The 13502-nt window shown below is 64.7% G+C and carries 17 protein-coding genes and 1 pseudogene; 6 read left to right on the top strand and 12 right to left on the bottom strand.

Annotated features, from left to right (window positions below):
• Window positions 1–4 precede the first annotated feature (4 nt).
• Window positions 5–1291 (top strand): MFS transporter, encoded by a 1287-nt coding sequence (locus tag CFB47_RS09405; RefSeq protein WP_089461002.1) that lies wholly within the window; start codon window positions 5–7, stop codon window positions 1289–1291.
• A gap of 87 nt (window positions 1292–1378) precedes the next feature.
• Here CFB47_RS09405 and CFB47_RS09400 read toward each other — a convergent pair whose 3' ends face one another.
• Together CFB47_RS09400 and CFB47_RS09395 are read right to left on the bottom strand one after the other, a co-directional pair.
• Window positions 1379–2431 (bottom strand): NADP(H)-dependent aldo-keto reductase, encoded by a 1053-nt coding sequence (locus CFB47_RS09400; protein ID WP_089456149.1) that lies wholly within the window; start codon window positions 2429–2431, stop codon window positions 1379–1381.
• Between the two features lie 147 nt (window positions 2432–2578).
• Window positions 2579–3016, bottom strand: coding sequence for a PaaI family thioesterase (locus CFB47_RS09395; RefSeq protein WP_039358790.1), 438 nt, complete (start codon window positions 3014–3016; stop codon window positions 2579–2581).
• A 178-nt stretch (window positions 3017–3194) separates the two neighbouring features.
• On the opposite strand from CFB47_RS09395, the gene CFB47_RS09390 reads away from it, so the two are divergent.
• Window positions 3195–3683 carry a helix-turn-helix domain-containing protein gene (locus CFB47_RS09390; protein WP_089461001.1) on the top strand — a complete coding sequence of 163 codons (489 nt, stop codon included), beginning with the start codon at window positions 3195–3197 and terminating at the stop codon, window positions 3681–3683.
• Between the two features lie 336 nt (window positions 3684–4019).
• On the top strand, window positions 4020–4643 hold the full coding sequence (locus CFB47_RS09385; protein ID WP_089456146.1) for a phospholipase D family protein: 624 nt from the start codon (window positions 4020–4022) through the stop codon (window positions 4641–4643).
• A 106-nt stretch (window positions 4644–4749) separates the two neighbouring features.
• On the opposite strand, the gene CFB47_RS41700 is transcribed toward CFB47_RS09385, so the two are convergent.
• The gene (locus CFB47_RS41700) at window positions 4750–4968 is read right to left on the bottom strand and encodes a hypothetical protein (protein WP_089461000.1); all 219 of its coding nucleotides are present in this window, start codon (window positions 4966–4968) and stop codon (window positions 4750–4752) included.
• Window positions 4969–5233: 265 nt separating this feature from the next.
• On the opposite strand from CFB47_RS41700, the gene CFB47_RS09375 reads away from it, so the two are divergent.
• Window positions 5234–6205: a diguanylate cyclase gene (locus tag CFB47_RS09375; protein ID WP_089440009.1), complete on the top strand. Its 972-nt coding sequence runs from the start codon at window positions 5234–5236 to the stop codon at window positions 6203–6205.
• 66 nt (window positions 6206–6271) lie between these two features.
• Here the strand turns inward: CFB47_RS09375 and CFB47_RS09370 are convergent, their stop codons facing one another.
• The 5 genes and pseudogenes from CFB47_RS09370 to CFB47_RS09350 form a co-directional block, all read right to left on the bottom strand.
• Entirely contained in the window at window positions 6272–6745 is a 474-nt protein-coding gene (locus CFB47_RS09370) for a VOC family protein (RefSeq protein ID WP_089456144.1), read from the bottom strand.
• A 162-nt stretch (window positions 6746–6907) separates the two neighbouring features.
• Window positions 6908–7449, bottom strand: a pseudogene (locus CFB47_RS09365) (aspartyl-tRNA synthetase).
• A gap of 178 nt (window positions 7450–7627) precedes the next feature.
• Complete coding sequence (locus CFB47_RS09360) at window positions 7628–7870, bottom strand: hypothetical protein (protein WP_089461399.1); 243 nt, start codon at window positions 7868–7870, stop codon at window positions 7628–7630.
• A 208-nt stretch (window positions 7871–8078) separates the two neighbouring features.
• Window positions 8079–8387, bottom strand: coding sequence for a phosphatidylserine/phosphatidylglycerophosphate/cardiolipin synthase (locus tag CFB47_RS09355; RefSeq protein ID WP_046546333.1), 309 nt, complete (start codon window positions 8385–8387; stop codon window positions 8079–8081).
• A gap of 46 nt (window positions 8388–8433) precedes the next feature.
• The gene (locus tag CFB47_RS09350; protein WP_089440006.1) at window positions 8434–8817 is read right to left on the bottom strand and encodes a VOC family protein; all 384 of its coding nucleotides are present in this window, start codon (window positions 8815–8817) and stop codon (window positions 8434–8436) included.
• Between the two features lie 86 nt (window positions 8818–8903).
• Here CFB47_RS09350 and CFB47_RS09345 point away from each other — a divergent pair, with 86 nt between their 5' ends.
• Window positions 8904–9647, top strand: coding sequence for a DUF695 domain-containing protein (locus CFB47_RS09345; RefSeq protein WP_089440005.1), 744 nt, complete (start codon window positions 8904–8906; stop codon window positions 9645–9647).
• Between the two features lie 430 nt (window positions 9648–10077).
• Here CFB47_RS09345 and CFB47_RS09340 read toward each other — a convergent pair whose 3' ends face one another.
• Both CFB47_RS09340 and CFB47_RS09335 read right to left on the bottom strand, forming a co-directional pair.
• Window positions 10078–10704: a hypothetical protein gene (locus CFB47_RS09340; protein WP_089456143.1), complete on the bottom strand. Its 627-nt coding sequence runs from the start codon at window positions 10702–10704 to the stop codon at window positions 10078–10080.
• Window positions 10705–10913: 209 nt separating this feature from the next.
• Window positions 10914–11309 (bottom strand): hypothetical protein, encoded by a 396-nt coding sequence (locus CFB47_RS09335; protein WP_089460999.1) that lies wholly within the window; start codon window positions 11307–11309, stop codon window positions 10914–10916.
• A 324-nt stretch (window positions 11310–11633) separates the two neighbouring features.
• Between CFB47_RS09335 and CFB47_RS09330 the strand changes: the two genes are divergently transcribed.
• Complete coding sequence (locus tag CFB47_RS09330; protein ID WP_089460998.1) at window positions 11634–12098, top strand: hypothetical protein; 465 nt, start codon at window positions 11634–11636, stop codon at window positions 12096–12098.
• 75 nt (window positions 12099–12173) lie between these two features.
• On the opposite strand, the gene CFB47_RS09325 is transcribed toward CFB47_RS09330, so the two are convergent.
• Both CFB47_RS09325 and CFB47_RS40310 read right to left on the bottom strand, forming a co-directional pair.
• Window positions 12174–12689: a GNAT family N-acetyltransferase gene (locus tag CFB47_RS09325; RefSeq protein ID WP_089460997.1), complete on the bottom strand. Its 516-nt coding sequence runs from the start codon at window positions 12687–12689 to the stop codon at window positions 12174–12176.
• A gap of 240 nt (window positions 12690–12929) precedes the next feature.
• Window positions 12930–13412, bottom strand: a complete 483-nt coding sequence (locus CFB47_RS40310) for a hypothetical protein (protein ID WP_143330823.1) — start codon at window positions 13410–13412, stop codon at window positions 12930–12932.
• Window positions 13413–13502: the final 90 nt, after the last annotated feature.

Below are 13502 nucleotides of genomic sequence, written 5' to 3'. Positions count from 1 at the left end.
CACGATGAATACGACCACCCTCACTTCGCAGGAAGCCGCCCGCCCCAGCGCCGCGAAGATGCGGCGCATCATCTTCGCGGCGTCGATCGGCAACGCGCTCGAATGGTTCGACCTGATCGTCTATGGCTTCTTCGCGGTGACGATCGCCAAGCTGTTCTTCCCCGCCACCAGCGAAGCGACGTCGCTGATGCTCACGCTCGGCACGTTCGGGCTGTCCTACCTGATCCGGCCGATCGGCGGCTTCGTCCTCGGCGCCTATGCGGATCGCGCGGGCCGCAAGGCGTCGCTGCTGCTGTCGATCGCGATGATGATGGCCGGCACGCTGCTGATCGCGCTGATGCCGACCTACGCGTCGATCGGCCTGCTCGCGCCGCTCGGGATCATGCTGTCGCGGCTGATGCAGGGCTTTTCCGCGGGCGGCGAATTCGCGAGTTCGACCGCGTTCCTCGTCGAGCACGCGCCGCAGCGGCGCGGTTTCATGTCGAGCTGGCAGTTCGCGAGCCAGGGCCTCGCGACGCTGCTCGCATCGGGCTTCGGCGCACTGCTGACCTCCACGCTGACGACCGCGCAACTCGAAAGCTGGGGCTGGCGCGTGCCGTTCCTGTTCGGGCTCGCGATCGGCCCGGTCGGGCTGTATATCCGCCGCTACGTCGACGAAGGCGTCGAGTTCAAGACGCAGGCACGCTCGGCAGCGCCGGTGCGCGAGCTGTTCGCGGAACACAAGGTGCGGGTGCTGCTGTCGATCGGCGCGCTCGTGATCTCGACCGCGATCAACTACATGATCCTGTACATGCCGACTTACGCGATCAAGCAACTCGGGCTGCCCGCATCGACCGGCTTCGCGGCCACGCTCGCGACCGGCTTCGTGCTCACGCTCGTCACACCGGTCGTCGGCCACCTGTCCGATCGTACCGGGCGGATCCGCATGATGGCGGTCGCGGCGGTCCTGATGCTCGTCACCGTGTACCCGACGTTCGCGTGGCTCACGCGTCACGCGTCGTTCGCGACGATGCTCGCTGCCCTGGTCTGGATCGGTGCGCTGAAGGCGATGTACTGCGGCGCGCTGCCGGCGCTGATGGCCGAGCTGTTCCCGTCGCAAACCCGCGCAACGGGGCTCGCGGTCAGCTACAACACGGGGGTCACGCTGTTCGGCGGCTTCGCGCCGTTCGTCATCACCTGGCTGATCAGCGCGACCGGCAACCGGCTGTCGCCGGCGCTCTATCTGATGGGGTGCGCGCTGCTGAGCCTCGCCGCGCTGTTCGTCGCGCGCACGCGGCTCAAGATGCGGTAACGGAAGGAACGGAGGCACAGCGATGCGCCGCCGGTGCGGCCCGTCGCGGCATCGCTGTCGTGCGGGCCGGACGCCACCTGCTTCAGGTCACGGCGCCGGGTTCGGCTGCAGTTCGTGCAACGCGTCGATCTCGGCGAGGATCTCGTCGGACAGCGTCACGTCGACGCTGCCGATGTTCTCCTTCAACTGCTCGAGCGACGTCGCCCCGATCAGGTTGCTGCGCGTGAACGGCCGGCTGTTGACGAACGCCAGCGCGAGCTGCGCGGGCGACAGCCCGTGACGCCGCGCGAGCGCGACATAGCGCGACGTCGCCTCGACGGCCTGCGGCTTGCTGTAACGCTGGAAGCGTTCGAACAACGTGATGCGGGCGCCAGCCGGACGCGCACCGTTCTCGTACTTGCCGGACAGCCAGCCGAACGCGAGCGGCGAATACGCGAGCAAGCCGACGCCATCGCGATGCGTGAATTCCGACAGCCCGTTCTCGAACGTGCGGTTCAGCAGGCTGTACGGATTCTGGATGCTCGCGATGCGCGGCAGCCCGAGCTTCTCGGCCGCACGCAGGAACTGCGCGACGCCCCACGGCGTTTCATTCGACACGCCGATCGCGCGCACCTTGCCGGCCTTCACGAATTCCGCGAGCACGCCGAGGGTTTCCTCGATCGGCACCGTATAAGCATCGTCGACCCACGGATAGGCGGGACGGCCGAACGTCGTCGTGCTGCGATCGGGCCAGTGCAGCTGATAGAGGTCGACGTAGTCGGTCTGCAGGCGCTTGAGGCTGCCGTCGAGCGCTTCGGTCAGGTTCTTGCGGTCGAACTGGTTGCCTTCGCCGCGGATATGGCGCGGATTGTGCGGCTGCCGCGCCGGGCCGGCGATTTTCGTCGCGAGCACGATGCGATCGCGCTGTGCGCGATGCTGCGCGAGCCAGGTGCCGATGTACGCCTCGGTGCGCCCCTGCGTGTCGGGTTTCGGCGGTACCGGATACATCTCCGCGGCATCGATCAGCGTGACGCCCTGCCCGATCGCGTAATCGATCTGCTCGTGCGCATCACGCTCCGAATTCTGCTCGCCCCACGTCATCGTGCCCAGGCCGATCAGGCTCACCTCGATGCCCGAATCGCCAAGTGTGCGGTATTCCATGCTGTTCCTGTCGCGTCGGTGGAAAGCAGGAACGCTATCACATTGAAGCGACTGCTTCAGACAGGCTCCGCCTACGCTTACAGGCGGCCTTCGGCGCCAGCAACGACGTTCACGCGCCGGCCCGAACGATGGCGCGGCCGCCCGCCGTCACTGCGGCCGCTGGATGAAACAGGTCGCCGACGCATGCGCGACGATCTTGTCGTCCGCGGTCTTCAGCGTGCCCTCCGCGACGCCCAGCGAACGTGACAGGTGGATCACGCGCCCTTCCGCGACCAGGTCGACGTCGCGCGGCACGGGCCGCAGCATCTTCACATGCAGGTCGACCGTGCCGTAGCCGACACCCGCATCCAGCATCGAATGCACCGCGCACCCGGTGACCGAATCGAGCACCGTCGCGGCGAACCCGCCGTGCACGCCGCCGAGCGGATTCAGGTGCCGGCCGTCTGCCCGCGCCGAAAACTTCACATAACCGAGCTCGACGTCGAGCGGACGCATCGGGATCGTCTCGGAAATCGACGCGAGCGGCGCATCGCCCGATACCGCCGCGCGCAACAGATCGAGACCAGACAGGGAAAGCGGGTTCATCGGGTTGTCTCCGGGTTGAAAGCGCGTCGCCGCGCGAGTAAGTTCCAAATTGGAACTCATTATTGACAACGACGGCGGCCGTTGTCAACGTGGCCGGGCCCGTTACAACCGAAGGCGGGTTCTATAATCGAACCCGCTGTTTCGCTGAACCGCCGCCAAGGATGCAAGAGACTCGACGATGAAATGGGATGACATCGGCACGCTGAACTGTTCGGTCGCGCGTACGCTCGCCGTGCTCGGCGACCGCTGGACCATGCTGATCCTCCGCAACGCGTTCCTCGGCTGCCGCCGCTTCGACGCGTTCCAGACCCAGCTTGGCCTCACGCGTCATGTGCTGGCCGAGCGGCTCGCGCGACTCGTCGACGAAGGCGTGCTGGTCAAGCGCGCGTACCAGGAGCGGCCGCCGCGATTCGAATACCGGCTGACCGACAAGGGCCTCGACCTCTACCCGACCCTGCTCGCACTGACGGCGTGGGGCGACCGCTGGAAAGACGACGGCCAGGGGCCGCCGGTGCAGTTGCGTCACCGCACTTGCGGCCATCTGATGCATGCGGTCACCGTATGCTCCGCGTGCGGCGAGCCGCTCGACGCACGCGACGTGCAGCCGGAGCGTGGCCCCGGTTGGATAGCAGCCGAGGCAGCCGGGACGCCCGCGGCCGAGGATTGACGCTGAGTCGTGCATTCAGGAGTGAACGCGTAGCGCACACGGATCGTTAGTCGCACTCACGCTGCTGTTGCGTGCCGCATCGTGCCCAACCGGCCGCGCGCATGGCTTATACGCTGCCATTCCACCACCGTCGCACGCGCAATCGCGCGCTGCTATCGCCTGCATCCGTCGATCAACCCGATCACGTACTCGGATCCTGTACAACGCAACTTTGCATCACCGCCCCTGCGATCACAGTCATCGCGATGCGTCGTCCCGTCTCATCCACACGTGACCGGGCCGCCACGTCTGCGTTACACTCACGGCCCGCTGTCTCGAAATTGTTCGCTGTCCAAGATGTTGTCGCGCAATCGCCTCGCCGCTGCCTGTCTCGCCGCCTCCCTGCTCGCCACTCCGTACGCCGCCTTCGGCAAGACGCAAAGTGAATCGCTGCTCCAGCAGGCGATCGACTTGGTGTCGCGTTGGCTGCCGGCCCCCACTCACGAAGCGCCCGCGACCCAGGTCGTCGAATCGGCGTTTTCGCCCGATGGCGGTGCCGAAGCGCTCGTGCTGAAAGCGATCGGCGCCGCGCGCAGTTCGATCCGCGTCGCCGCCTATTCGTTCACGTCGCCGCCTGTCACACGCGCACTGCTCGCGGCGAAGCGACGCGGCGTGAATGTCGCGGTGGTCGTCGACGACAAGGGCAATCGCGCCAAGAGCAGCAAGCAGGCGCTGAACCTGCTCGTCAACGCGGGTATCCCGACGCGCACGATCGACGCCTATGCGATTCATCACGACAAGTACCTCGTGATCGACGCCGAGCACGTCGAAACGGGCTCGTTCAACTACAGCGCATCGGCGGCCAGCCGCAATTCCGAAAACGTCGTCGTGGTGTGGAACAACCCGCAACTCGCGTCGCGTTATCTCACGCACTGGCAAAGCCGCTTCGACCAGGGCACGCCGTACCGCTCCAGCTACTGAGGCAGGCCGCGCGGCGCGCGCCCCGTGTTCGATCCGCCTTGGTGCTGATGATCGGCGAGCGCGGCGCGAAGCTCAATTCAGCCGAATGGCCAGCGCGCCGCCGCACTCAATGGATGTCGGGCGCCCGCCCGGTCGCCGCACCGGCCTGCGTCGTCGGCCCACAGCGATTCGCCTGTCCGCTCGCGCCGCTTGCCGACGACGGCGGCAAGCCGCCGGGCAGCGCGCTGCTCACGCAAACGACGCCGAATGCCAGCGTGTTCTGAACCATCGGATAAAGAAGATACAGCGCAAACGCGAGATAGCCCGCGTACAGGAATCGAACCATGGTGCGGTGAGAGGCGATGAACGAATGGACTCGCCCTGTTTACGGCACTGCGCCGGGGTACCTTGAGGTATCGCGCCGCCGATTGCGCATCTCGGCGAAACGCGGCCCTATGGCGCCTGCTTCTCACCCGATCTGCATCGATTCGTGCCGGGCCGAAACCACCGGTCGGCGGATTGGCAACGTGGCGATGCGCCGAACAATGCGCGATACTGTCCGACATACGATCCCGTAACCGGCCTCGCAGCCGGAACAAAAGACAAGGCCCATGCAAATCGCCCCGAAACCGGCTGACGAGGCGGCCCGGCTCGATACGCTTCATTCGCTCTCGATCCTCGACACGCCGCCCGAAGAGCGCTTCGATCGCCTGACGCGTCTCGCACGCAGGCTGTTCGACGTACCGATCGCCCTCGTCAGCCTCGTCGACGACGATCGCCAGTGGTTCAAGAGCCATGCCGGGCTCGACGTCACGCAAACGTCGCGCGACGTGTCGTTCTGCGCCCATGCGCTGCACGAGGGCCATACGATGGTGATCCAGGATGCGCTGAACGACAATCGCTTCCACGACAACCCGCTCGTCACCGGCGCGCCCGGCATCCGCTTCTACGCCGGTCGACCGATCACGGCGCCCAACGGCGCACCCATCGGCACGCTGTGCCTGATCGACACGCGGCCGCGCTCGCTCGAACCCGACGAGCTCGCGCTGCTCGGCGATCTCGCCCACATGACCGAGCGCGAGATCGCCGCGCTGCATTTCGCGACCACCGACGAGCTCACGCAACTGACCAACCGGCGCGGCTTCGAGATTCTCGCCCGCCACGTGCTGAGCCTGTGCGATCGCCTCGACCGTCACGCGGTGCTGCTGTTCTTCGACCTGAACGATTTCAAGTCGATCAACGACCGCTTCGGCCACGCCGAAGGCGACCACGCGCTCAAGGCCTTCGCCGACACGCTGACGGGCGCGCTGCGCGACAGCGACGTGATCGCCCGGCTTGGCGGCGACGAATTCGTCGTGCTGCTGAGCGCCACCGATCCGGCCGACGTGGCCGAGCCGGTCGAACGCGTGACGCGGGCGCTCGCGCTGCGCAACGCGGCCGACGCACGCGGCTATGACATCCGGTTCAGCGTCGGGCATGTCGACTACGATCCCGCGCACCATCGCGACGTGGCCGACCTGCTCGCCTCGGCCGATCAACGGATGTACGAGCACAAGCAACGCGGCAAGTCGACCGGCGCGTAAGCGCGGACGGAACGGGCGCAGGCACGCGCCGCCGCCCCGTTGCTCAATTGGTGTTGCGTGGTTGCGTCAGCTTCCGCACGGCGGCGCGCTGGCCATGGCCTGCGCGATCTGCTCGGGCGTCAGGTCGCGCTGATGTGTCGCGAGCGACCAGCGATGGCCGAACGGATCCTCGACCTGTCCGTAGCGATCGCCCCAGAACATGTCGGCAGCCGGAATCGTGACCGTCGCGCCGGCCGCGACCGCCTTCGCGATCGCCGCGTCGGTGTCCGGCACGTACAGGTGCAGGCAGACCGGCGTGCCTTTGAGTGCCTTCGGCCCGAGCGCACCGTGCTCGGGCATTTCATCCACCAGCATCAGTGTCGAATCGCCAATCGCGAGGCACGCGTGCGCGAGCCGGCCGTCGGGCATCGCCAGGCGAAACTGTTCGCTCGCATTGAACGCACGCTTGTAGAAGTCGATGGCTGCGGTTGCGCCGGCGCAGATCAGGTGCGGCGTCAGCGTGCGCATCCCTTCCGGGATCGGTTTGACGGACGTGGACATGGGTGTCGCTCCTTCGGGCGGTTGTCGTATCGGAATCGGGATGGACGCGCGCTGCGCACGCCTCCGATGCTACGACGGACGAACCCGGCGGAAATCGACACGGCGGCCGACATTTTTTTGTTTTCCCCGGTATCGGCGCACACGGGTTCCCCGCATCGGGCGTCATCGGCCCGTCAGGTCGGCCTCGTTGGCCGGTACGCCGAACTGCCGGCGGCATGCCTCCAGCAATCCGGCCACCGCATCGAGCGGCAGATCGGCAAACCGGGCGATCGGCAGCATCACGCCACCCGGTACCTTGTTGCGCGATGAAAGCACCGAGAACTGGTAGCCGATGTAGCGATTTCCGGCAACGCTGATGATCCGGAATTCGGTGACGTCACGCCATCGCGTGACGGGTTGCTCGCGCAAAGCCCCGACGAGCCTGAAGCCCGTCCGTCGACATGCAGCGCCATCCTGCGCCGCGACGACACGAAGAAGGCGGCCCCCGCCAGCGCCAGCAAAACGGCCAGTGCCGCCACGGGCCAAAGCGCCGGCGCGGCCGCATAACCGCACAGGCTCGCCACGGCCAGCACCGCGCACGCGATCGCCCTTCCTTTCAGGCTCCGGCCGTCGACCGCCAGCGTCACCGGCAACGGGCCGACGACGGTTCCCGCATCGGGATCGACATGCCGGCCGGAATCGGTGGTTTCGCTTTCGTCGTTCATCGCGCAATCGCTCACATCGACGACAACCCGCTCATCGAGGCCGGATATCCGATCGACGCGCCGAGACAGGCGGCCTGTCGCCGGAAAACGGTCGGGATCGGTGAAGGTAAGTATCGACGCACGACAACGCGCCTTCGTCCGCGCGGAACGGGCCACGCTCCGTCGGCATCGGTCATGTTCAGTTGCACACCTTGACGGTGCCGTTGGTCGTGCATTGACCAATGGCCCAGTGGCTCTGCCCGGCAAGATGAGGGGCCTGGCCGACGCCACGGATCGGCTCGGGCGGCGACGATGCCGGCACGGCCGCGGCAGCCGACGCGGTGTCGGGCGACGGTAGCGGAGGCGGCTCGGGCGCGGTCTGGCAAGCCGACAGCGCCAGACAAAGCGCGGATGCCGACAGGGCGATGAGCGGTCTGGACATGATCTCGAACGCGTTTGCGATATTCGCTTCCGGTAAAACGGGCTCGCTCAAGATCACGTGCCGCGTCAGACCGTTCGGCGCAACCGCCAATGCAGCATGACGGTCATCCAATACTACTCCTCGCGATCGACGTCGCGCGAGCGGCCGTTCGGCCAGGTGCCGCCCTCCATGCAGCGGCACCCGTTATCGCTGACGCATGCCGCGCCGGTCAGATTTGCGGCAGGTCGCGCAAAGTGCGCGACTCGTTCGTTGCATCGATGTCGAGTTCGATGCCTTCCGATGCATCGCGATACAGCACGCGCTTCAGCCGGGGCCCGATCGCGGTGGCGTCCGACGCCGAGAAGATTGCGCGGACATCGTTACCGGACGCGAGCGCACGCGCCACGTCTGCCACCGGTGCTTCGCTGGGCGTCGCCGCCCACGACCGGTCAGCCGGATTCACGGCCGCCCAGCGCACGTGCGTCACGCGCGCGCTGAGCGGATCGATTCGCACGCCATTCACCGCAAACATCGACATTGGCATCTCCTTCGAATTTTTTGCGGCCCGCCGCACCGATACACGATCACGGACGGCCCCAGATCTCGCAGACGTTTCCCGCCGGATCGGCCACGGAAATCGCGATCGTGCCATCGCCGTAGTCCCATTCGTTCAGGATACTGACGCGACACGACTCAAGGCGCGCGACGGCTTCCGACACGTGCGCGACTTCGATCGCCAACGCAATGCCATGGCCAGTCGGACGAAACTCAGGGTACGGAAACTTGCCACCGCTACCCGTATGGATGGTCAGCGTCGCCCCGTCCAAGACAAAGCGATGCCACGGATTCCCCGCAGCCGACACGCCTTCGGCATGCACGGGCAGCGCGAGCGCCAACCGATAGAAATCCACCACCGCCCGGAAGCGATCGTCTTCGACCGGCACCAGAATGCCCAGACTCGCGATCATGCGCGCTTCTCCGGCCCACGTGATTTTCGATGATACATTGGGACGCTTTACAACCGTCAACAGACAATCGTGCACGGGAGAAACACATGACCGACGCCTGGGGAACCTTCCCTGCCAGAATGGGCGACCATCAGGCTTTCATCAGCTTCAACCACAGCTTTGCGGAAATCGCCGAAGGCGATCCGCGCACGTCGCTGCTCAGCGTGCGCGTCCCCTTTGCGCATCCGACACCGGAGGGCCTGCCGACCGGCGACGAATTCACCGACCTCGCGACGATCGAGGATCTGCTCGACGCCACGATCACCGCGAAAGGGGGCGTGCAGGTTGGCCGCATCACCGTCGACGGCCATCGGGATTTCCTCTTCTACGTGCCGTTCGACCAAGAGGCCGCGGCGGAGATCGTCGACGCGCTGGCCGATCAGACGACTTACGCCCTGCAGTACGCGCATCAGGACGATCCGGACAAGGAAGCGTACTGGCAGACGCTCTACCCGACCGATGACGACTGGCTGATCATGCGCGACATGCGTGTGCTGGACGAATTGCGGAAGAAAGGCGACGCCAGCGACGTAAGTCGGCGCGTGATGCACTGGGCGTACTTCCCCGACCCGAGCGACGCGCATCAGTTCGCGGACTGGGCCGAATCGAAAGGCTATCCGGTCGAATCGGTGGCGCCCACCGAGGACGGCAAGTCGGCGGTCCGGTTTTCACATGAAGGCACCATGGCGCTGGCCGACATCACGCGCCATACGATCGCGATCAACCACGAAGTGCGTGCACTCGGAGGGGATTACGACGGATGGGAAACCAGCGTGGAACAGGCTGGCTGAGCGGGTCGACCTGCCTGCTGTGCGACACGTGATGCAACGCATCCGGCGCAAAAAATATCCCGGCGGCATGCTTGCGCGCCGCCGGGACCAAGGCATCACCGGCCGAAACCGGCAATGGGCCTGAGGGTTCGCTCAGGCACGAGGAAAGCGATTCGTGCGGATCAGGCGAACGGATGCCGGGGTGCGCAATCGATGCGCTCACGCCGCCCGCCGGACGCCCGTCCGGTTCCGTCGACGCAGCCTCCCCGCGTCGGACGGGCAAAAAGCCCCCGCTCCTGCGCGAGCGAGCGGGGAAACGGTTGACCGGGCCGGGGAAGAACGGTCAACCGGCCAAATTGTGAGCGTGGGCCGCGCAACGATCTGTGCGGCAACTCACCATTTGGTGACAATGCCGCAGCAATTGGTTCGCTCGCGTGCCGCGCGGATCGCGTCACGGTCCGAGCGCAACGCCCGCGACCGGCGCGAGCACCACCACGATGACGGGTGACAGCACCACGGCCCCGATCATCATCACACCGTCGGCTGCGAGCGTGACAGGCGTCGCGAGCACGCGCACGGCCTTGCCCGCCGTCGTGATGCGGTCGGTGACCGGGATCTTGTACGCATGCGCAAACGACGACCACGTCTTGCCTTGCGCAAAACCATCGGCGAGATAGCGCGATCCGGCCAGTTCACCCTTCATCCCGAGATCCCAGTCTCCGAGCTTCGTGAAGCCGTCCTCCAGCGCACGATTCCAATCCTCATTGGTCATGTCATCGCGATGGAGCCGCAGCGAGAAATCGCCCGAAATCTTGCTGCCCTGCGCGACGAACCCAGATAGCGACGCCTCGATCGATTTCCGGTAAGGCGATGCCAGCACCGCGCCGAGATGCTCCGGCATCTCGAAGATGTAGTGATATTTCTTGCCGAGCACGACGAATTTCTTGCCGTCCTCGCTGACGAGGAATCGGTCGACTGTCTCTTCGTAATGGCCGTCTTCGAACAGCATTGCAGTGCAGCCTGTCAGGCCGGCAGCGACAACGATCACGCCCGCCGTCAGCAGCGTTCTTCTTTTCATTTCTGGAGTTTTATTTTGTTTTAATTCAATCGGATATTTTCAGCCCGAACCCAGTTTCCGGTAAGTCGCAGGCGTTGTCAAAGCAGGTTTATTCTATTTTTCCGATCGACACGATTCGGGCTTCATTTTTCGGTACCGACTTTTTCGAAACCGTATTTTTCGAACACCGGGACGCGCGTCATGACAACCGGGTTTCGTCATCGTGACGGTCAGCTGAAAAGCCATTCTGCGACCCGCTCTATCCAGTCGAGGTCGCCAGCAATATCGATGACGGTTTCGCCGACGATTTCGGCAGTCGATGTGGTCGATACGCCCGTCGCCACCGCCCCGGCAGCAACCGCATTCGCCTTCGCCATTTCGACCGGCGCGCCCGAGCGCGGATCGGCCAGTCGCTCCAGCCAGTCGACGATGTTGGCGCGCGCATCCTCTTCATCAGCGAAATCATGTCGCTCGAGAAAGCGATCGAACACGATCCACGCAAGCGTCTTGCTTCGCGAATCGGATTCGAGATGCCAGTCGACAACGCCTGTCCGACCGGACGCTCTGATTTCGAGCATCGCGGTGAAACAGTAATCGAGGTACTCGATTTCAAGTTTCGACGACATGGTTTTCTCCGGTCAATCTGCCAGCGCTGTACTTACGATGAGCCGCGCATCCGGTTCCTCGACACTGTATGAATCTTCGATGAAATTCGCGCGGCGCATCATGTCCTCGGGCAGTATCGCGATATTCTCGTGACCTGTCGATATCGATCGCCGACACATGAGCGCAATCGATTTGCCCACCATTCTCCTCCGCGCTTTTGCTCGCGGTTCAGGTTCTGCCGCGAATCGCTCCGGTTTCCTCTTTCGGGTATTGTCCTGCCTCGCCGCCGCAATCGCGCTGCTAAACTGGAATCAATAAGGCCGCTCGCGGCATCAGAGGAAACAATGGCACTCGCCCACGCACAGGAAAATGGCGTAGAAGTCTGGGTTATCCAGCTTCCCGGGCACACACCCTATGCCTATACGCACCTCAAGCGGGTATTCTCGTCTGACGATACGCGCCATCGGGTCGTGACGATCGACCTGCCGAAACTGCTGACATGTGCCGACCGCGACACGACGGACTACGTGTTGCCGTCCGTTCTGTACTGGGCTCCTGGAAAAGCCGCGGGCATTCGCGAATTCCTCGATCCTGAACAGGCTAGGATTGCGGACATGCCATACATCACGTTTCGCGAGACGCGAACGCGAACGCTGCTCGGCATCCCCGGCCTGTCGAAGGTCGGCGTCGCGTCGTTCCGCAACGGCCAGCATCGCGCACGCTATCTGGCCTATGCAGGCGCAACGACCCTGCCCGTCGAGGTGCACGAGACGGAAGCCGATTTGCTCGTGCGGTACTGCGGCGAGTAGCGACGGAGCCCGTTCGGCCTTCGCCCGGCGACAGCCGCACATCGTGCGACCGTTCGCTCGAATGTCGGCAGGCCACTACGCCTGTATCGCATAGATCCGGTCGGTGACCTCCGTCTGGCCGATGCGGCTCGTCTCGATACCCGCCAGTTGCCATCCGTTGTGTTCATAGAAACCGATTGCGCGTACGTTGTCCTCCAGCACCTTCAGGTGGACCTTGTGCGCGCCAATCGTGCGCGCCCAGGCACGAACGGCGTCGATCATGCGCTTGCCCGTGCCGCTTCCGTGATGCGAAGGATGGACGTGCAGGCAGTCGAGCAACACGCCCAGCACCGCGTTGACAGGACGCTCGGCACTGACGAAACCCACGGGTTCGCCATCCGCGTCGGCGATCAGCACGAGACCCCACTCTTTTTCATTGCGATCGAGATAGTGCCGCCATCGGTTCGCGTGCTCCGTCGGGACCTCGTCGGCCAGATAGGCAGCCGGCAGGATGTGGCTGTATGGGGTTTGCCAGCTCAGCGTGTGCAGGCAAGCGATGTGGTGTGCGTCTCGCGCTGTCGCGGCACGCAGCGTGGGCCGGGTTGCCGGCATCGGTGGTCACTCCTTCAGCTTGTTCTCTTGTTCGGGACGTCTCGCCGCAAAATGTACCGCGCGTTGCGGTATGCAACCCTCAACGACGCTGCGCTCGAACGATCCCGTGTCGGCGAGTCCCGGGACGACGAAATCAAGGCATCGCACTCCGCACATTATCGTCGCGTACCTTGCATGCGCGGTCGCCATCCGCTGGCGCGTGGCGTTCGCCAGCGCTCGTCCTGGTCACGGCTGACGCGCTCACGTCAGCGCCTGCCCGCCGGACGTCGCCGCAACGCGTTGCCCGCGCAACGGAATGCAGGCAAAAAAAATCCCGACACCATCATCGGTCGCCGGGATCGAACGGCCCTGCAAAGCATGCGGGCACGAGGAAGGCGACACATTACACCAATGTAAGACTGTTGCGCGCCATCGGTTCACGCCAACTCCCTGTCCCATTCCGCCATTCATGCGGCAAAGCGCGGCCAAGAACGAAAAAAGCCTGCTCGCGCGGAACGCGAGCAGGCAAGAAAACGGATCAGCATTCGAGGCACGAGGGCTGTCCATGGAAGATAACGGCACGGGGCGCGAGAACCTTAGCTGGGACAGGAAACTTCGCAACATCATGTCGACGGGATACGACCATCCCATCTCGCGTCGAAGATCCATGGATGAAAACCGGCAGCGCAGTGACGATATCCTGTCGCTCGCAACTCCGGCTTTTCGCCAATCGCGCAGTTCCACCCGGCTTGCTCGTAGCGAAGCAGCACTCCGCTCAATCGGCCATGTATGGCAAACTTCGGCTCCGAATCGGCGCAGCGCGCACTCTTCACT

Source organism: Burkholderia sp. AU27893 (assembly GCF_002223205.1).
In the GTDB taxonomy this organism is placed as follows: domain Bacteria; phylum Pseudomonadota; class Gammaproteobacteria; order Burkholderiales; family Burkholderiaceae; genus Burkholderia.
Note: the sequence above shows the minus strand (reverse complement) of the source record. Positions and strands in the feature narration are given on the sequence as shown.

Bases quoted from the DNA above. Each gene is read 5' to 3' on its own strand.
- CFB47_RS09395 (WP_039358790.1), bottom strand. From the start codon at position 3,016: ATGAACCCGCTTTCCCTGTCTGGTCTCGATCTGTTGCGCGCGGCGGTA.
- CFB47_RS09370 (WP_089456144.1), bottom strand. From the start codon at position 6,745: ATGTCCACGTCCGTCAAACCGATCCCGGAAGGGATGCGCACGCTGACG.
- CFB47_RS09400 (WP_089456149.1), bottom strand. From the start codon at position 2,431: ATGGAATACCGCACACTTGGCGATTCGGGCATCGAGGTGAGCCTGATC.
- CFB47_RS09360 (WP_089461399.1), bottom strand. From the start codon at position 7,870: ATGTCCAGACCGCTCATCGCCCTGTCGGCATCCGCGCTTTGTCTGGCG.
- CFB47_RS09385 (WP_089456146.1), top strand. From the start codon at position 4,020: ATGTTGTCGCGCAATCGCCTCGCCGCTGCCTGTCTCGCCGCCTCCCTG.
- CFB47_RS09375 (WP_089440009.1), top strand. From the start codon at position 5,234: ATGCAAATCGCCCCGAAACCGGCTGACGAGGCGGCCCGGCTCGATACG.
- CFB47_RS09355 (WP_046546333.1), bottom strand. From the start codon at position 8,387: ATGTCGATGTTTGCGGTGAATGGCGTGCGAATCGATCCGCTCAGCGCG.
- CFB47_RS09390 (WP_089461001.1), top strand. From the start codon at position 3,195: ATGAAATGGGATGACATCGGCACGCTGAACTGTTCGGTCGCGCGTACG.
- CFB47_RS09340 (WP_089456143.1), bottom strand. From the start codon at position 10,704: ATGAAAAGAAGAACGCTGCTGACGGCGGGCGTGATCGTTGTCGCTGCC.
- CFB47_RS09335 (WP_089460999.1), bottom strand. From the start codon at position 11,309: ATGTCGTCGAAACTTGAAATCGAGTACCTCGATTACTGTTTCACCGCG.
- CFB47_RS09330 (WP_089460998.1), top strand. From the start codon at position 11,634: ATGGCACTCGCCCACGCACAGGAAAATGGCGTAGAAGTCTGGGTTATC.
- CFB47_RS09405 (WP_089461002.1), top strand. From the start codon at position 5: ATGAATACGACCACCCTCACTTCGCAGGAAGCCGCCCGCCCCAGCGCC.
- CFB47_RS41700 (WP_089461000.1), bottom strand. From the start codon at position 4,968: ATGGTTCGATTCCTGTACGCGGGCTATCTCGCGTTTGCGCTGTATCTT.
- CFB47_RS09350 (WP_089440006.1), bottom strand. From the start codon at position 8,817: ATGATCGCGAGTCTGGGCATTCTGGTGCCGGTCGAAGACGATCGCTTC.
- CFB47_RS09325 (WP_089460997.1), bottom strand. From the start codon at position 12,689: ATGCCGGCAACCCGGCCCACGCTGCGTGCCGCGACAGCGCGAGACGCA.
- CFB47_RS09345 (WP_089440005.1), top strand. From the start codon at position 8,904: ATGACCGACGCCTGGGGAACCTTCCCTGCCAGAATGGGCGACCATCAG.